This window comes from Streptomyces sp. NBC_00859, from assembly GCF_045161865.1.
In the GTDB taxonomy this organism is placed as follows: domain Bacteria; phylum Actinomycetota; class Actinomycetes; order Streptomycetales; family Streptomycetaceae; genus Streptomyces.
Window position 1 is genome coordinate 7932079 of the sequence record NZ_CP108826.1, and the last position, 17230, is coordinate 7949308.

General features: G+C 68.3%; 15 protein-coding genes. 11 read left to right on the plus strand and 4 right to left on the minus strand.

Annotation, left to right across the window (positions count from 1 at the left end; genetic code table 11):
• The first annotated feature begins 5 nt into the window (after positions 1-5).
• On the plus strand, positions 6-1262 hold the full coding sequence (locus OG584_RS34815; protein ID WP_405773726.1) for a PLP-dependent aminotransferase family protein: 1257 nt from the start codon (positions 6-8) through the stop codon (positions 1260-1262).
• Between the two features lie 295 nt (positions 1263-1557).
• Here the strand turns inward: OG584_RS34815 and OG584_RS34820 are convergent, their stop codons facing one another.
• Complete coding sequence (locus tag OG584_RS34820) at positions 1558-1854, minus strand: hypothetical protein (RefSeq protein WP_405773724.1); 297 nt, start codon at positions 1852-1854, stop codon at positions 1558-1560.
• Positions 1855-2565: 711 nt separating this feature from the next.
• Between OG584_RS34820 and OG584_RS34825 the strand changes: the two genes are divergently transcribed.
• The gene (locus OG584_RS34825; protein WP_405773722.1) at positions 2566-3327 is read left to right on the plus strand and encodes an SDR family oxidoreductase; all 762 of its coding nucleotides are present in this window, start codon (positions 2566-2568) and stop codon (positions 3325-3327) included.
• 352 nt (positions 3328-3679) lie between these two features.
• Here OG584_RS34825 and OG584_RS34830 read toward each other — a convergent pair whose 3' ends face one another.
• Positions 3680-4708 (minus strand): ABC transporter permease subunit, encoded by a 1029-nt coding sequence (locus OG584_RS34830; RefSeq protein ID WP_405773720.1) that lies wholly within the window; start codon positions 4706-4708, stop codon positions 3680-3682.
• Positions 4705-5700 (minus strand): ABC transporter ATP-binding protein, encoded by a 996-nt coding sequence (locus OG584_RS34835; RefSeq protein ID WP_405773718.1) that lies wholly within the window; start codon positions 5698-5700, stop codon positions 4705-4707. Before OG584_RS34835 ends, OG584_RS34830 begins: the two co-directional genes overlap by 4 nt.
• A 348-nt stretch (positions 5701-6048) precedes the next feature.
• Between OG584_RS34835 and OG584_RS34840 the strand changes: the two genes are divergently transcribed.
• On the plus strand, positions 6049-7260 hold the full coding sequence (locus tag OG584_RS34840) for a sensor histidine kinase (RefSeq protein WP_405773716.1): 1212 nt from the start codon (positions 6049-6051) through the stop codon (positions 7258-7260).
• The gene (locus OG584_RS34845; RefSeq protein ID WP_405773714.1) at positions 7257-7931 is read left to right on the plus strand and encodes a response regulator; all 675 of its coding nucleotides are present in this window, start codon (positions 7257-7259) and stop codon (positions 7929-7931) included. The genes OG584_RS34840 and OG584_RS34845 overlap by 4 nt, the downstream gene beginning before the upstream one ends.
• A gap of 673 nt (positions 7932-8604) precedes the next feature.
• On the opposite strand, the gene OG584_RS34850 is transcribed toward OG584_RS34845, so the two are convergent.
• A complete protein-coding gene (locus tag OG584_RS34850; protein ID WP_405773712.1) occupies positions 8605-10020 on the minus strand; it encodes a hydrolase in 1416 nt (471 codons plus the stop codon).
• A gap of 451 nt (positions 10021-10471) precedes the next feature.
• On the opposite strand from OG584_RS34850, the gene OG584_RS34855 reads away from it, so the two are divergent.
• From OG584_RS34855 to OG584_RS34885, 7 genes are all read left to right on the plus strand, one after another.
• Entirely contained in the window at positions 10472-11176 is a 705-nt protein-coding gene (locus OG584_RS34855) for a transposase family protein (protein ID WP_405773711.1), read from the plus strand.
• Positions 11177-12058: 882 nt separating this feature from the next.
• The gene (locus OG584_RS34860; RefSeq protein ID WP_405773709.1) at positions 12059-13378 is read left to right on the plus strand and encodes a helix-turn-helix domain-containing protein; all 1320 of its coding nucleotides are present in this window, start codon (positions 12059-12061) and stop codon (positions 13376-13378) included.
• 3 nt (positions 13379-13381) lie between these two features.
• Positions 13382-13972, plus strand: coding sequence for a hypothetical protein (locus tag OG584_RS34865; protein ID WP_405773707.1), 591 nt, complete (start codon positions 13382-13384; stop codon positions 13970-13972).
• Positions 13973-14073: 101 nt separating this feature from the next.
• Positions 14074-14529: a VOC family protein gene (locus tag OG584_RS34870; protein WP_405773705.1), complete on the plus strand. Its 456-nt coding sequence runs from the start codon at positions 14074-14076 to the stop codon at positions 14527-14529.
• Between the two features lie 365 nt (positions 14530-14894).
• On the plus strand, positions 14895-15503 hold the full coding sequence (locus tag OG584_RS34875; RefSeq protein ID WP_405773703.1) for a hypothetical protein: 609 nt from the start codon (positions 14895-14897) through the stop codon (positions 15501-15503).
• A gap of 60 nt (positions 15504-15563) precedes the next feature.
• Positions 15564-15761 carry a hypothetical protein gene (locus OG584_RS34880; RefSeq protein ID WP_405773701.1) on the plus strand — a complete coding sequence of 66 codons (198 nt, stop codon included), beginning with the start codon at positions 15564-15566 and terminating at the stop codon, positions 15759-15761.
• A 226-nt stretch (positions 15762-15987) separates the two neighbouring features.
• A complete protein-coding gene (locus tag OG584_RS34885; RefSeq protein ID WP_405773700.1) occupies positions 15988-17172 on the plus strand; it encodes an alpha/beta hydrolase in 1185 nt (394 codons plus the stop codon).
• Positions 17173-17230: the final 58 nt, after the last annotated feature.

The following is a 17230-nucleotide window of genomic DNA, read 5'->3' on the forward strand; positions in this document are numbered from 1 at the left end:
TTCGCATGCACACAACGGATGACCCCTGGCAGTCCCGTTACGCCACCCGCACGGCTTTGATGGTGCCCTCCGAAGTCAGGGCCCTGTTCGCTGTAGCGGCACGGCCGGAGATCATCTCCCTGGCCGGCGGCATGCCCGACGTCGGCGCTCTGCCGACCGGCGTGATGGCGGACCTGGTGGCCGCACTCCTCACCACACACGGAAAAACGGCACTGCAGTACGGGACGGCACAGGGCGACCCGAGCCTGCGGGAAAGCATCTGCGAAGTGATGTCGCTGGAAGGAGTGGCCGCGGACCCGGACGACGTAGTCGTCACCGTAGGATCCCAGCAAGCACTCGACCTGGTCACACGTCTCTTCGTCGACCCCGGCGACACGGTGGTGACCGAAGCCCCCACCTACGTGACCGCGCTCGCGGTGTTCGCCGCGCACCAGGCACGCGTGGCACAAGTAGAGATGGACGAGGAGGGAGTACTGCCGGGCGCCCTCTCGGAAACCTTCGCGCGCCTCGCCGCACAGGGACGACCGGCCAAGCTCTTCTACACGATCCCCACCTTCCACAACCCGACCGGTATCACCATGAGCGCGCGACGCCGGCAAGAGGTACTGGAGGTGTGCCGGCGGGCCCGCGTCCTCGTGCTGGAGGACAACCCGTACGGGCTGCTCCGGTACGACGGCGAGTCGCTGCGGCCCCTGCGGGCGTCCGCCCCGGACGAGGTGATCTACCTCGGCTCCTTCTCCAAGACACTGGCCCCCGGCCTGCGCGTGGGATGGGCACTGGCACCCCCGGCAGTACGCGAGAAACTGGTCCTCGCCGCGGAGAGCGCGATGCTCTCACAGTCCCCGCTGACACAGATGACCGTGGACCGCTACCTGCGCACCCAGCTCTGGCAGGCCCAACTGGTGGAAACCTGCACGATGTACCGCTCCCGGCGGGACGCGATGCTGCGGGCCCTGGAGCGATACATGCCGCCCGGAGCCAGCTGGACCGTACCGCAGGGAGGCTTCTTCGTGTGGGTCTCACTACCGGAGCCGCTGGACACCAAAGCGATGCTGGACGCCGCGGTCGCCGCCGGTGTGGCTTACGTGCCGGGCACTGGCTTCTACACCGGCGGCCGCGGCCGCCGCGAGCTGCGCCTCTCCTTCTGCTACCCCACCCCCGAACACGTCACCGAGGGCGTACGGCGGCTGGCCGCGGTGCTTCAGGACGCGTGGGAGCCGCTTTCGGCCCCTCACCGAATCCCGGTGCTGAGCAGCCGATGAGTGCCGGGCCGGCGGATACCGATTGCGAACTCTGCGACCGACCGACCGACCGACAGACCGATCGCTCGCCGGAGCCGGAGCCGAAGTGCGGCTCGGACTGGCTCCCCGCGCCGGCCCGAGCAAAGACACCGGCCAGGGCGAAGCCCTCCTCCGATGCACCGGAAAGACGGCAGGCGAGAAGGAAGCCTCCCGCAACAACCACTCCACAGACTTCGACGTCCACTGACGCCAAACCCCAACCCCGCCGGGAACCGCTCCCGAAACACCCCCTCAACCACCGGGGACAGGCCCAGCCCTACTCGGTGTGTGAGGTGTGGGTAGTGATGTGGATGTACTGGACGTCGAGTTCGTCGGCAATCGTGATGAGAGCGCCGGCAAGGGCGCGGACGGTCACGGGTTCCAGAGTGATGTCCGCACTGTCCTCGACAACGAGTACGGGAATCCCGTCACATGTACCGGCTTTCCAGCTGCGCGCGATGGAACGCAGGAGCGCGGTGACGTGGCCAGCGGGTACGGTCAGCCGCCCGTCGGTCTCAACACTGACCTCGGGCGCCGCGAGCCGCGCCTCGCGCCCTTCGCCACCGGCGGTCATGCTGCCCACCCCACGCCCAGCACCCGCAGAGCATCCAACTGCCCCCGGGCGAGCCCGCCCCGCCGGGATCTGGAGTCAAAGACCCCTGCGCCCAGCTTCACGGCCACTGACTCCCTCTCACCGCCACCTGCGATCTGCCCGCTGCGATCACGTGGCACCGGCCGGCCTGCGCCTCCTCGTCCCACCCACTGCGCCAACGCTGCCAGGCCCCACCGCAAGGCCTGTTGACCCTTGGCCGGCTCCCCGCGGCCCGCCCGCTCACCAGCCGGTGGAAGAAAAGACGCCTCAGCAGGCCGCACGCCGAACTTCACCGCCGCCCCTGCTGGGCCGCGCCCAGCTGCCGGCCAGTTCCTGCCACTGAAGCCACTTCCCCAGGTCATCGCCGTCGAAGTGTACGCCGGGCGCAATGTCGTACGGATGACCGTCGGCGTCGACAGGACGCCGAGCACTGTGTCGGGACGTTGCCGAGGCGGGCAGCCCGTGTGAGGGCAGGCCCACGTCGCCCGGCTGGATCCGGGCGCGGCGCGACTGCAGGTACCCGCCCGGACCTGTATCTATGACAGCAGCCCCGATCACGGGTGGCACCCGAGCCTGGTACAGGCAGCAGCAGACCCAGGAACAGCACCACCCCGGGCGGCCGTCGCGACCGGCAGCACAGTGAAGGGCGTCAGCAGGACATACCCGCCACCACCACCTCAGGGAGCATGCCGCATGAGCTACGACAACCTCGCAGGCCGTACCGCAGTCGTCACCGGAGCCGCCAGCGGCATGGGGGAGGCCACCGCCCGATTGCTCGCGGCGAACGGCGCCCGGGTGACGCTGCTGGCCCGCCGCGCGGACCGGCTGGACGAGCTCGCTGAAAGCATTGCCGCAGCCGGCGGACAAGCGCTGGCTGTACCGGTCGACGTCACCGACGGCACCTCCGTGGACACAGCCGCCGACCGGATCCACCAGGCATACGGTCCGGTCGACCTGGTGGTGAACTCGGCCGGCGTCATGCTGCCCAACCCGGTCGACGACGGCCGGATCGACGAGTGGTCCCGCATGATCGACACCAACCTGACGGGTGCGCTGCGGATCATCCGCGCCTTCACCGCCGACCTCGTCGCCGCGGCGGCCGAGCAGCGGCCGGCCGACCTGGTCAACATCTCCTCGAACGGCGCGCACGTCACATTCCCCCAGTACGCCGTGTACGGGGCAACCAAAGCCGCGCTCACCCACCTGTCGGCAACACTGCGCACCGAACTCGGCACGCGCGACGTCCGCGTCACCAACATCGAGCCAGGGCTGACCAAGACCGAGCTCGATCAACACCTCGACAACCAGGAACTGTCGTCACAACTCGGGGGCATGTACGAGGCGATCGGCACCCTGGCACCGGAGGATGTCGCCGACCTCATCGGGTACGTCGTCAGCCGACCGGCGCACGTCAACCTGCGCCAAGTGATCGTGCTGCCGAACCGGCAGGTGTGATCCGGCCGCGAGGCCGCACACGCGGGACCCAATGACCTGAATGCCTCCCCGCCCCTGGCAGCCGAACCCAGTCGGCAGTGCGAGGCAGCACGCTCGGCACGGTCGCCGCCGCACTTCCGGGACCGACGGACCGACGGCTGGACACGCCGCACCCGCACCCCTATTGCGGGTGCGGGTTGGTGGCCAGGCCCGCAAGCGGGTTGCCGAGCAGCATCACGATGGCGCCGCCGAGGATCGGACCCGGCCCCGGGTTCCCCGCCGTGCGAGGGCGCCGCCCCCCGGCCCCCGCCGCAACCCCGCGCCCAGGGAGCGCCCGCGACCCCCGCATCCCACGCGCCGCCCCCGCACCCCCTCACAGGAGTCGCTTGCGGCCCCAGAGGATGACGAAGGCGGCGATCGCGGCCGTCAGGGTGAGCATGATGCCCGCTCCGAGCCACTGCATCGTGTGCATCTGGGAGACGGGGAGGTAGTCCATCGACCAGCCGATGACGTGCCTGGACTCCAGACACGCGGTGTGCGCCTTCTCGTTGTCCGGTGCGTCCAGGCAGGTGGTCCAGTCCAGACGGCCTCCGGAGCTGGTGAGGAAGTAGGTACCCCGGCCCTGCTGGACCGCCTCGGCGGGCAGCTTCGGGAGCCTGGCTCCGGGGCCGACACCCTTGCTGGTACTGACCGACAGGACATGCCCCAGGTCCAGCCGGAACCGGTCCCAGACCACCCCGATCGCCACGACGATACCCAGAGTGACCACCATCGACACCAGCGTGCGGCGCAGGAGCATACCGACCGCCGCACCCACGGCGAACGTGAGCAGCGCGTAGGCCACCGGCATGATCCCTGTGACATCGAAGAAGGTGCCGCTGGTCCATTCCACCTGATCGGTAAGAGTCTTGACCGGATGCCACCACCAGCTGAACACAGCGCCGAGCACAGCGGCGGACAGAGCGATCAGCACGGCGGGTATGGCGAGCTTCGCGGCGAGCCACCGCAGCCGGCTGACGGATTGCGAGGTCACCAGCTTGGCCGTGCCGGTCTCCAGGTCACCCGCGATCAGCGGAGCGCCGAGGAAGACCCCGGCCAGGACAGGGAGATAGCCCAGGTAACCCCCGAAACCGGACAGGCGGTTGGAGTACTTCTCGAAATCCGGCGGCAGACTGCCGGCCTTCCGCTGGGATGAGCCCAGGGCGTCCAGGTAGTTCATCATCTGCCCGCGCAGACAGACCATGGCGATCACACAGAGGAGGGTGAGGGCGAAGAGGGTCCAGAACGCCGCGCGGTGCTGGCGCAGGATGAGCCAGGCCGGACCCCCGAGCCGCGGACCCCGCCCGTTGTGTGCGCGCCCACCGCGCGCCGAACGGACCGGGTCAGGAGTGAGCGTGGTCATGCGGTCACAGCCTTCTTCTGATCGCGGGTGATGATGTCGTGGATGTCGCCGATCCTGGCGCTGGGGGCGATCAGCGGCGGCGCGTCGGGTGAGCGCAGATAGGCGAGCAGAAGCTCCTCCAGGGTGGGGGACTCGGCCTGACCGCCGTACTCGACAGGCCCGCCGAGGCGCACCAGGGCGCCCGGCCTGCCCTCGCCGCCGCGCGCGTCGATGACCGTGTGCGGTGCGACGGCGGCGAGCGACCCGTCCCCCCGGGCTGTGAACAGGGCGTGGGCGGCGCGCAGTTCGTTCACCCCGCCCGCGAGACGCAGACCGCCGTTCGCGATGACGAGGAGGTAGTCGCAGATGTACTCCAGCTCGGCGAGCATGTGTGACGAGACCAGGACCGTCGTGCCGTGTTCAGCGGCCTCCGCCGTCAGTGTGGCCATGAGCTCGCGGCGGACCAGCGGATCCAGATCGGACATCGGCTCGTCGAGGATCAGCAGGTCAGGGCGCTTCCCGAAGGCCAGGGCGAAGGCGACGCGAGTGCGCTGACCGCCGGACAGTGTGCCGACCTTCGCCTTCAGCGGCACCTGGCCCGCGTGGACGATGCCCTCGGCGACCTCCTGGTCCCAGCGGGGGTTCAGCTCACGGCCCAGACGCAGGGTCTCGGCCACGGTGAAGCGCCGGAACAGCGGCTTCTCCTGAGTGAGGAACGCGGTCTGCAGGACCGCCTCCGCCGACCCCGGAGCCGCACCGAACACCCGCAGGGCGCCGGTCGTCGGCCGGACCATGCGGGTGGCCAGACCCATCAGCGTGCTCTTGCCTGCGCCGTTGGGGCCGACAAGGCCACACACCCGCCCGGCCGGCAGCCGGAAGGAAACGTCCCGCAGGGCCCAGCCGCGCCGATACCTCTTGCCGAGCCCACGGGCCTCGATCGCCGGCTCCCCGGCGGGGGGTACGCACCCCGGCCCGATTCCGTGCCGCATCTCCGCGTGGTCCCTGTGCTCCATGTGTGGCTCCTGTACGTGTGGGGCGGGCATGCCGTGTGGGGGAGCGGCCGGCCGGGGGCTGCCGCGCAGTGCCCGGAAAGCAGCGCCCGCAAAGCAGCCGCGCGGGCAGCCTCCCCGGCTGCCACCAAGCTCCCGGCCGACGCGGGATCCGAACCCCCCGGGGCTCCCCACTAGGGTGATATCGGCCGTGATCATGACGTGGTCCTTGCGTCTTGCGTGATGAACGGCGAACGCCGCCCGGTGACCACGACTCTCCTGCGCGGCGACTCGCGGCGGATCGGACGAAAGACAGATCATGCGCGACCGGCTCCTACTTTCGGCCGGTCCGCCGGAAGGACGGTGCGAGAGATGGTGCAAGCGGCGAACGAAGCGTCCACACCCACGGACACAAGGAAAAGAGAGACGGGGCGTTCGCAGGTACTGCCCGTCACGGCATGGATGCTGCTCGCCGGGGTCCTGATCGGCCTCGTCGTGCTCGACTCGGCAGGCGGCCTCTACTGGATCCACTACCGCGGCCCCGCCAAACTGATCGGCGCCCTGCTGATCGTCGCTCTCGCCGTCGTCTCACCCCGACTCGACAGCCGGGCGCTGCCGGTGGCCGCCTGCGTGTGCGCGGCCGGATCGCTGTGCCTCTCGGTCTGGATCCACCTCGAAATGGTGGGCAGCTCCCAGGCGTTGGGATTCGCCGAACCGGCCGCGCTCGTGTGGCTCCTGCTGCTGGTCGCCCGACGGGGGAAACCGTCGTGGGCGACCCCCGCTCTGCCTCTGCTCGGCATGGCCATCGTGCTGCGGCCGGTATCGGTCTCGGTGCGGCAGTCCACCACCATCATGGCGCTCCTCTTCGCCCTGGCGGCAGTCACGGCGCTGGGCACCGGCCTCGGCATGCGTCTGCTGCTGGTGGACCGGCGCCGGCAGGCTGCAGCCCTCAGACTGGAGCAGCGCACGGAGTTCGCCAGAGACCTGCACGACTTCGTCGCCCATCACGTGACCGGCATCGTCGTACAGGCACAAGGAGCCCAGGCGATCGCCGGCCGGCGCCCCGAACTGCTGCCACCCGCGCTGCAGCGGATCGAACAGGCGGGCTCGGAGGCACTGACCTCCATGCGGTACATGGTGGGGATGCTGCGCGACACCGACGGGGAAGTGGCTCTGACACCCCTGGCCGGCATCGGCGAAGTACGGTCACTGGTCGAGGAGTTCTCGGCCGTCGGCGGCGCCCGCGCCCTGCTTCACACGGCGGGGACCTTCGACGACCTGCCCGTGGAGGTGACCACCACCGCGCACCGGGTGGTCATGGAAGCCCTCACCAACGTACGCAAACACGCCCACGGCTGCACCGAAGTGCTGGTATGCGTGGACCGCTCACAGGGCCGGCTCACCGTACGGATCAGCGACGACGGACACCCGCGCCACGCCTCCCACAACGGTTTCGGGCTGAAGGGCCTGTCCGAGCGGGTGAGCCTGATCGGCGGAAGCATCCAGGCGGGGCCGGTGACAGCCGGCGGCTGGGGCGTCGAGGCGACCCTCCCCGTGTCCACGGCAGGAGCGGTGGCCCTATGACGATCCGCGTACTGATCGCCGACGACCAGGCCATGGTCCGCGCCGGGTTCGCGATGATCCTCGCCGCTGAGAACGACATCGACGTGGTGGCAGAGGCCACGGACGGGCTGCATGCCGTGGAACTGGCCGAGCGCCACCGGCCCGACGTGGTGCTGATGGACATCCGGATGCCCCGCATGGACGGGCTGGAGGCCCTGCGCAGGCTGACGCGCCCCGGCACCGTGGACCCACCGAAGATCGTCGTGGTCACCACGTTCGACGACGACGAATACGTCCAACGCGCCCTGAGCGAAGGGGCCTCCGGATTCCTGATCAAGGACTCCGGCCCCGCCCTCCTGGTCGAGGCCATCAGAGCAGCCGCCTCCGGCGAGGCGCTGGTGAGCCCGGCCATCACCGTCCGGTTGCTGCGGCGCCTCAACAGCGCCGTCCCCGCTCCCCGGGAGCCGCACACCGCGCTCTCCGCACGCGAGAAAGACCTGGTGCGGCTGGTGGCCCGGGGACTGACCAACGCAGAAATCGCCACCGAACTGTCCATCTCCGTAGGCACCGTGAAGACGCACCTCGGCAACGTGCAGACCAAACTGTCCGCCCGCAACCGCGTGGAGATCGCCGCCTGGGCCTGGGAGTCCGGCCTTGTCGACGGACGGCGACAGGCCCCGCACGAGCGGTAACTCCGGGCTCCGGGCCGGGCCCCGATACCGCACCGGTCGAAGTACCCCGGACCGCACCACCGCCACCCCATGCCCGTGGGCGGAGAACCCCACCAAGGCACGCCAGAAGCCCTACCTGGCCCTCGACCAGCGGGACACCTCCCACAGGGCGGTTCGTGAGCATTTGGCCGTGCCTCGCCTTGAAGGGCGCTCATCAGCGGTTACTTCAAAAGGCGCTGCCCGGTGGGGCCACAGGCGATACTCGTCTCGTGGACTGGTCGGAGCGGGCTCGGGCGGCGGAACAGCTACAGGACTGGGACGTGGCGATCGCGCTGGTAAGCGCCCACGCCGAATGCTTCTCCGACGATCCAGACATGCACAACAACCATCTGTGGCACATGGATCTACTGGCCCGAGCGGAACGGATTCCAGAACTCACGCAGCGCGCCCCCACGGATAACCACGCACGTCGAAGACTCAACAGATCACTTCGAGAGCAGGGCATGGAGGCGGCGCTGCGTGACCGTGCCGAAGACGGCGACCGTGGCGCCCTGTACGCAAGTCACCTGGGTACGGCTTGCGTTCACTCACCCGGTCACATCACCAGATCACCAACCGCGGACCGGCCGACTCCGCCCGGCCGCCACACCATCAGGCGACAGCAGACCAACCCAAAGAATCACGAACCCCCCACCTAGCTGCCCACACCGTCCATGCTGTCCATCTTGAGCTGGAAGGCTTCGAGGTGGAGTGTCTGACCAGTGACCCCGACACTGATCCAATGGGCCGCGCCACCCGGGCTGTCACACTGCTTTCCCAGCCACTGGTCCCTCTCGATGAAGGCGTTGCCGCAGATGACGCCGTCACTGAGGCTCATGGTGAACTGGTCCAACTGCAGGCCCTTGCCGGGGGTCCCAACCGTCAAATCCTTCTTCTCCGCGGCGGACGTCCATGAGGGCGGGAAACCGACCGTCTCCATGAACGCGTTGCCCGACGTGGCCCTGCTGCCCGACACGGCGATATTGACGGCCTCGATGGAGCGGCCCTCGTTCTGCGTGCCGACTATGGCGCCGTCGCACGCCGAGTGCTGCCAGCCGATATCGGCCACGTAGGCCCGGTAACAGACGTGCCGGCCTGGCGCCTTCTCGTTCAGCCTGGTGACAGCGACCGACGCGGTGTCCGGCTTGGGCTTCGCCTTCGGCTTGGGCTTGGCCTTCGGCTCGGCCGGCGCCCCTCCACCGCCTCCGGCCTCGGCCTGCGTCTCGGTCGCTGACGGGGACGGCGTATCGCTGGGCGCCGGAGGCACTGAGGTGGGCGGCGGGGCGAGGGCGGTGACGGCGGGCTGCGAGGCCTGCGGGGTGGCCCGACTGGTGACCGAAGCTGCCTTGGTGAACCAGAGCACAAGAAAGACGACGGCGAGGGCGATCAGCAGGGTGAGAAGGGTGGCTAGCCAGCCGGGAAGAAAACCGCGCTGGATGTACGTGCCCTCGATGTCGAGCGGCGCGGTGCCGGAACGGCGTACGGCCAGGCGGTAGGGCCGCTGCTGTTTGTGGCCGAACCAGATGAGCTGACGGGGCCGTAGCGTCGCATTGACGAAGGCGGCGCGCCCCGGCTCGATCTGGACATTGGCGGGGTGGACGTCGTACGAGAGTTGGTCGCCGTTGTCGTTCCCCGCGATGGAAGCGGTGAGCGTGGTGTTGCCGATGTTGTCGATGGCGAGCTTGGGCCGCCCCCGGAAGCGTCCCTTGACGGTGTGCGGGACGAGTTCCGCCCGTATCTCGGTGAACGGCGTGATGGTGAGGTTGCCCTCGGGGACCGCGGTCGCCTCGGGGTGCTCCGTCGGAATGATCTGCACGGCGTACGGGTTGGGCCCGGCGGTGGCGTCCGGGGTACGCGGCGGCGCGAAGGTGAGTTGGACGGTTCCGGTCGTGCCCGGGTACAGCCGGAGGGTCGGCGGCTCCACAGCGACGTAGGGCGCGATCTCCCCGACGGGGACGAAGCGGTACTCGTCAACCACGTCGCCGGTGTTGCGAAGCCGTAGTCGTACGGTGGCTGCACCGCCCGCGTCTACGGTGGTTGACGCCGGCTCAAGGGAAGTCCATAGGCTCACCGTACGAAAATACCGGCAGAGCAGGTCTCCGGTCAGCAGACCGGGGGACACAGCCGGTGTCCCGGCAGACGCGTCCGGATGCCCTCAAGGTGCGGAGGCACTGCCTTTTCCCCTTCCGGCGGGCCCAGTTGATCCCGTACCTATGAGGCGGCCCTTCCTGTTCCTCGGAAGAGGCTCACCGCATGTGCGCGCGGGATCCGGGCAAAGCGACAGACGAGGCGAAGCCCCGCCGTCCGGCACGGCTCCACCGGTTCCGAGCCCAGCGCCGTTCGGCAGGGCCGGCGGCGCCCCGGCCGCGATCCACGCGTTCCAGCGGAGCATCGGCAACGCGGCGGTGGCCGCGGCAACGCGGCGGTGGCCCACGTGTATTCCAGTTCCGATGTCATGCCGGCGCACGCTACCGGGGCGGTCGGGAGGGGACACCTGGGATTTATGGGCTCTTCCGCGAGCGATGATCTTCGTCACGATTGGGAACATCAGGATGTTCGTGCGAATTATCCGGATCGTGATGACCCATCAAATCCATGCGGTGATGACGCATCCCGCCTTCTGCGGTGTCCCGGAGTGGCTCCTGGGCGAGCTGATCACGGAGCTCACTGGGCACTGGGAGGCCCGCTGCGAGTCCGAACGTCATGACCGGCGTCAGGCTTTGCGCCGACGTGAGGCGGGGGCCGGGCCGAAGTACGAGTTGGTGTTCACCGATCGGCAGCTGGCCACGCTGGTGCACCTGCCGACCAAGCTCACCTATGAGGCGCTGGGCGTCATCTACCAGGTAGGCAAGTCGACGATCGGCCGGGCGGTGGCAGAGGTGAGGCCACTACTCGCGGCCCGCGGGCTCGCGGTGCCGCAGCGCCCCGGGCTGCGGCTGCGCACATTGGAGGATGTGTTCGCCCATGCCGAGGCCGAGGGGGTGACCCTGCGGATCGACGAGATGGAGACCCAGGTGAGGCGCCCCAGAGCACACCGGCCCGGCCGACGTGCGTTTGAGTCGGGCAAGCGCAAGAAGAACACGGTCAAGACGACCACGATCAGCGATGGGCAGGGCCGGACGCTGTGGTCCGGAGCGGTGCGTCCGGGCCGGATGCATGACCAGACCTGCGAGCGCACCGAGGGCATGGCCGAGCAGTTTCGCCTCCACCCTGGCGTTAAGGCATAGGTGGACGACGGCTATCGGGGCCTTGCGAACGAGTTCCCCAACCAGATCTCAGCCCCGCCACGACGACCGAAGGACTTGGACGACCTGCCGGTCACCGAGTACTACCGCTGGCGCGAGCGCAAACGCCGCCAGTCCTCATGCCGGATCCGCGTCGAACACGCCAACGCCGAACTCCACAGTGGCGTCCGCTCCAGAGATACACCGGGCAATGTGGCGCCTACGGCGAAACCCACGCAGCGGTCGCCGGCCTGGCCTCCGACCGCGCCGCCAAGCGCACCACCCAGCGCCGGACGAGCACCGAACTCGTGCCCGTCCGTCCGATGACCCGCTGAACCAACCACCGGCCGAACCTCCAGGCCAACACGCCTCATGACCAATCGCGGGACAGCCCGTAAGGGATGACGCGCCGCCGACGCCTCCGGATCGCGGACTGTGGCGCCAGCGCATCCCCCATCCACCGAAGGAGCTATCCGTCATGCGAAGGAGCTATCCGTCATGACTACCCCGGCCCCGATCGCGCCTGCGCAGACCACCCCGGCCCCGGCGCGCCCGCCGCCCGACCCCTGGGCCAGTGCCACCACCAGCCGCTCCCGTCTCGATCGGGTTGGTGGACACTGGCCGCGATCGGTGTACTGCTGACGCTCCTGGCGTATGCCTTCGGAGGTTCCTCGTCCACGCGCACCCGGCACTGCAAGAGCCGCTGACGTTCGCTGTGGGAGTCGCGGCGGCGCTGCTCACCCTCGGGCTCTCATCGCGGCCAGGGCCCGGCGGTGACTACCTGCCCCGGAAGCTCTCCGGCCACAGGGCATCCGAGGCAAGCATCCGGTATGGCTATTCCGCATGTTCTATGCGGAATAGCCATAGTATTGATAGGGTGTAGTCATGCTGATGAGTACCGAGGAAACCCTGCGGGTGACGGTGACCGCGCTCGCACACCGCACCGGCGAGCAGCAGTCCGCACTGGCGACCGCCCTGGGCCTGACACAGGGCCAGGTCAGCCGCAGGCAGAGCGGCAAGGCCGCGTGGACTCTCACGGACTGCGACCGCCTCGCCGCTCACTGGGGAATGCCCGTACTGGACCTCCTCGCCGGTCCCACCCACGCCCTGACGAAACTGCCCGCCGACCGCATCGCGACCGGCGGACAGCAGACCCTGCCTCCACCCGACGCCCCGACCCCCGCCGGAGCCGAGCCTGCGCCCCCGGCCCCGGCCCCGGAGCCCGCAGCCCTGCCGGCCCCGAAGCGGGTGGCCCCGCCCGCCGGCCCGCTCGCGGACCGCGTCCACGGGCGCGTCCGGGAGGAGCTGGCCGCGCACGGCGGGGACCTGGAGGCCGCGCGAGCCGCACTCATCAAGGCCGCGATCCCGGACGTGATGGCCTTGTTCGCCGCCTCGCGGGTCGGCGGCCGCTACGAGCACTCCGAGTTCCCGCCCACAGCCGGGATCCTCAAGAAGGCCTCACAAAAGGGTGCGGATCAGGTCTGGGAGGCCCGGCCGAAATGGCGCTCGGAGGAGCTGCACCGTGCCGCGCGCGGCGGGCACGTCCGCCTGGAGGTGACGGCCCTGGACATGAATGCGGCCTATCTCAGCGCGCTGAAGACGTGGTTGCCGATCGGGAAGTTGGTGCACTCCGAGGGCGACCGCCACGACGCGAAGCGCTCCGGTATCCACCGGGTCACTCCGGCCGTCTGGGAGCAGCCGGACCTCCCCTCACCGCTCGGCGCACGGAAAGAGCCGGGGGACCTGTGGGTCACGGAACCCACGCTTAGGCTCCTGCTTCGGTGCGCCAAGTTGGGATACTCCGAGGCTCCTGTCATTCACGAATCATGGACATCCGGCGCCTCCGAAGGGCTGTTGGAAAAGATGCGCCGCACTCTCGCGGAAGTGCGCAAGGAATCCATTTCGAAGAATGACGAACTGGCCCTGGAATACGTGAAATCCATGTATTCTAAGTTTGTGTCCACGATCGGCGAGAGCAGCGCGAACCGGGAAATCCGGCGCCCCGACTGGATGCACATCATTCGCTCGCAAGCATTCGCGAACCTGTGGCTGAAAGCGCATAAAGCACACACCTCAGGACTGACGGTCGTTCAAATGTCAGGCACCGACGAACTACACATCGCCGGAGACTGGAAAACCGTGTTCCCAGAAGGCCGCGACCTGTCACAGGTCAAGGCGAAGTCCATCTACACGCTGGGGGAGTAGACCATGTCCGGCGGAGCTACCGACCTGTGGGGCGAGTGGCAGAAGTACGGCGCCCAGGGCATGAGCGGCGCACGCGCCCTCGCGGCCGAACTGGACCGCATCGCCCGGGAAGGCGGCATCGCCTCACCGGTGACAACCAACCGCGGACTCTCCGCCCGACTCCGCTACCTCAACAGTCGGCCCGGCCGCGAAGTCCTGCGCGAGCACGGCGTCAGCGCCCGCCTCCTGCGCTCCTGGGAGCGCGGCGCACACCCCAGCCGCGCCAAGCTGGAAGCCGTCGACAGGGCCTACCAGGAACGTCGCCGGGACAACCTCGTCCGCTCGGGCGCGCTCAAGCGCCTGCTCGACAACGAGGGCCGCGGTCGGCGCATCGAGATCTACCCGGTGGACCAGACATACGTGGACGAGCGCTATCGCCGGCCGAGCGTCAGTGAACGCTCCGTGCAGGCCCGGTACGTCTGGGATGACATGGTCGACGCTTGGGGAAAGGGCGACATGGGCACCCTGGATGACATCTGGGACGACATCATCACCGACCTCGACTCCGACTACGCCGCATACGCCTACGTCGGCTCCATCGGCATCGGCGCCTGAAACAGTGCGCGCGTGACGGTAGGAGCGGCAGAGCCGTCATACGCACGAAGGCCAGTTGCGAAAGCAGATCGCCTGCCAGACCAGCCTGGGATGCTCCGAGCATGGAGATGACAGTGCAGCTGACGATCGACTGCTCCGATCCGCAGCGAATGGTGACCTTCTGGGTCGAGGCCCTGGGCTACGTGGTTGAGCCTCCGCCGGGCGGGCACGCCACGTGGCGTGCTTACTGGGCTGCGCTGGGAGTGCCCGAGGCTGAATTGCCGGCCGGTGCAGGAGACATCCCCGAGTCGATCATCGATCCCGCGGGACATGGCCCGAGGGTCTGGTTCCAGCAGGTCCCGGAGCCGAAGGTTGCCAAGAACCGTTGGCACTTCGATCTAAAAGCCGGTGGGGGCCGTGACGTCCCGCTGGACGTCCGCACGCAGCGGGTCAAGGCCACGGTGGAACGGCTGGTCAAAGCGGGGGCCACCGTGCTGCGGATCAAGGATGAGCCGGAGACGGGGCTCTACGCCGCCGCGATGCAGGACCCCGAGGGCAACGAATTCGACGTCGTCTGACGCCGGTTCGACGGCGATGGTTACAGCCACTCGTTCACGGCTGCGACCAGCACCGTCGCCTCGTAGCAGGCACCTGACCGCTCAGCCGCAGCGCAGGACGTTCCTCAGCGGGCGCCGAGACCGCGGCAGCCCGTCAGAGTCCACACCGCCTTTGCCGGGATACGAAGGTATCGGCGAATCGCTTCATGCGTGGTGCACCCTTGCCGAACCGCTCGAAGCGGGAAGAACGAGGTGCACTGCCTCTGCCCGGCAGGCGCCGGTCAGTTGACACCTCTCAACCGCGACGACTTGTCTCACCTCTGCACGATCCATGGGAAACAGATGTCCCGCCAGACCGGGATACGCACTACACGGGGGACAACCCAATGAACACATCACGATCCGTACAGGCCGGGCACCGCCGACGCTTCACCCCGGCCGTTGCCCTGGTGGCTACCGCATGCACCCTGACCGCATGCGGAGCGACAACCAACGACACCGGCTTGGGCAGCACCTCACCCAAGCCCCAGCACCTCAACCTCGGCCGGCCCGGACCCGCGCAGGAGATCACCAAATACAAGAAGACGTCGAAGTTCCTGATCACCCCGACGAAGGTGGTCGAGGGCGACGCCGCAGACCTCAAAGAGCTCGACGACCAGAGCAAGTACGAGGGACAGAAGGTCGCCTGGGTCTACGTGAAAGCGAAGAACATCGGCCACTACGGGATCAACTCACCGCTGGTGATGAGCAACGTCGGTGCCGAGGCCAACGGGAGCGCCGCACAGCCGCTCATCATCATGATGGGAGACCTGAGCAGCAGACCGAAGGACTGTCTCGGCAACGACGGTAGCCGCGAACTCGCCGGCGAGGACATCTGGAAGCCGGGTGAGCAGCGCACCGTGTGCGAGCCGTACGTGCTGCCGGCCGACGCGAAGATCACCTCGGTCACGTACTCCCAGGGTTTCGACAACGAGCCCTTGAAGTGGTCTGTCTGACGGGCGCTCAAGCGCCTGCTCGACAACGAGGGTCGCGGTCGGCGCATCGAGATCTACCCGGTGGACCAGACATACGTGGACGAGCGCTATCGCCGGCCGAGCGTCAGTGAACGCTCCGTGCAGGCCCGGTACGTCTGGGATGACATGGTCGACGCTTGGGGAAAGGGCGACATGGGCACCCTGGATGACATCTGGGACGACATCATCACCGATTATGCGGCATACGCATACGTCGGATCCATCGGAATCGAAGCGTGAAATCCGCATAGAACTCGTAACACGATCTTGCTGAAGTGTGCGGGTGGGGCGTCGCCGGTGAGACGATTTGGCCGTTCTGAGGGTGTGGGTACTCGACCCTGGACGACGAGCTCTGGGTGCTGATCGAACCGTTGCCCCACCGTTGCGCCCCGCCTGCGGCTTGGACGGGAAGCTACTCAAGTACACCTTCGCAGCGAGCACTTCACCCTCCCGCATCATCCCAACCGTGGTACCACAGAAGGGGTTTGTCAGGTCGACTGTCGAACGGGGTGATGTGGTGGCTGTGGGCTATCTGGTGACCGTGGTGTTGGCCGTACTGATCGTGGTGTTCTGTCTGGCCCGCATACGCGGGCCGAAACCGCTCTTCTACTTCAGCTACCGGCTCGGCCTGGTCTTCAACGAGATCCCGCACCTCGCTCTCTACGCGTTGGTGGCCTCCACGGCACTGGCCTTCTCCGAGGGCGACATCACCACTACCTCCGACCGGGTGAACGTCGGGGTGGCAGGGGCCGCGGCTGCCGGGCTTGTGGTGGTCACCCTGCGCGGAATGCGGGCGGCGTCCGTGGTACGTGTCGCCTTGGACGACGCGCTCGGCGTCGGGACAGGGACACATCGCCGGCCGCCGCTGGCACGCATCCTGCTCAGGCCCGTCCTTCGCCGCCGCCGTGACGTCAAGCGGGTGGGGAACCTCAGCTACGGGGACGCAGGCCGTCGCAACCTCCTCGACGTCTACCACCACCGCTCACGCCCCGAGGGCGGCCCCGTAATGATCCACTTCCATGGTGGCCACTACGACCAGGGTCGGAAGAACACTCAGTCGCTGCCCCTCCTCTACCGGCTCGCCAGCCAGGGCTGGGTCTGCATCAGCGCCAACTACCGGCTGCGCCCCGACTTCCCGCATCCCGCCCATCTGATCGACGCGAAGAGGGTCATCTCCTGGGCGCGCGAACACGCAGCGGAGTACGGCGCGGCGCCTGCGGCGGCCGTGTTCGTGGCGGGGAGCTCCGCGGGTGGGCACATGGCGGCTCAGGCAGCACTCACCCCCAATGAGCCGGCCTACCAGCCCGGGTTCGAGGAGGCGGACACCTCCGTGACCGCCGCCGTCGTGCTCAACGGTTTTCTCGCGGAGTACTTCGACGGCGACCCGGCGACCTCGCCGGTGAACCTCGTCCGGACGGATGCACCACCATTCCTCATCGCGCACGGGGACCTGGACGAGCTGGTGGACACGGAGAACCCCAGGGCTCTTGTCACCGCTCTGGGGTCGGTCTCCACCTCGCCGATCGTGTACGTCGAACTACCGGGTGCCCACCACGCTTTCGACCTCTTCCACTCATTCCGGTTTGAGGCACTCATCGGCGGCGTCGAGGACTTCGCCGCGTGGGTGACGGCCCGGAAAAACCGGGCCTAGAGCTCGTAACAGGGACTTGTTGATGTGGGCTGGTTGGGCGTAACCGGTGTGATGATTC

Excerpts from the sequence above, each read along its gene's own strand:
- OG584_RS34835 (WP_405773718.1), bottom strand. The coding sequence starts at position 5,700 with ATGGAGCACAGGGACCACGCGGAGATGCGGCACGGAATCGGGCCGGGG.
- OG584_RS34865 (WP_405773707.1), top strand. The coding sequence starts at position 13,382 with ATGTCCGGCGGAGCTACCGACCTGTGGGGCGAGTGGCAGAAGTACGGC.
- OG584_RS34860 (WP_405773709.1), top strand. The coding sequence starts at position 12,059 with ATGCTGATGAGTACCGAGGAAACCCTGCGGGTGACGGTGACCGCGCTC.
- OG584_RS34840 (WP_405773716.1), top strand. The coding sequence starts at position 6,049 with ATGGTGCAAGCGGCGAACGAAGCGTCCACACCCACGGACACAAGGAAA.
- OG584_RS34815 (WP_405773726.1), top strand. The coding sequence starts at position 6 with ATGCACACAACGGATGACCCCTGGCAGTCCCGTTACGCCACCCGCACG.
- OG584_RS34870 (WP_405773705.1), top strand. The coding sequence starts at position 14,074 with ATGGAGATGACAGTGCAGCTGACGATCGACTGCTCCGATCCGCAGCGA.
- OG584_RS34825 (WP_405773722.1), top strand. The coding sequence starts at position 2,566 with ATGAGCTACGACAACCTCGCAGGCCGTACCGCAGTCGTCACCGGAGCC.
- OG584_RS34820 (WP_405773724.1), bottom strand. The coding sequence starts at position 1,854 with ATGACCGCCGGTGGCGAAGGGCGCGAGGCGCGGCTCGCGGCGCCCGAG.
- OG584_RS34875 (WP_405773703.1), top strand. The coding sequence starts at position 14,895 with ATGAACACATCACGATCCGTACAGGCCGGGCACCGCCGACGCTTCACC.
- OG584_RS34855 (WP_405773711.1), top strand. The coding sequence starts at position 10,472 with ATGATCTTCGTCACGATTGGGAACATCAGGATGTTCGTGCGAATTATC.
- OG584_RS34845 (WP_405773714.1), top strand. The coding sequence starts at position 7,257 with ATGACGATCCGCGTACTGATCGCCGACGACCAGGCCATGGTCCGCGCC.
- OG584_RS34830 (WP_405773720.1), bottom strand. The coding sequence starts at position 4,708 with ATGACCACGCTCACTCCTGACCCGGTCCGTTCGGCGCGCGGTGGGCGC.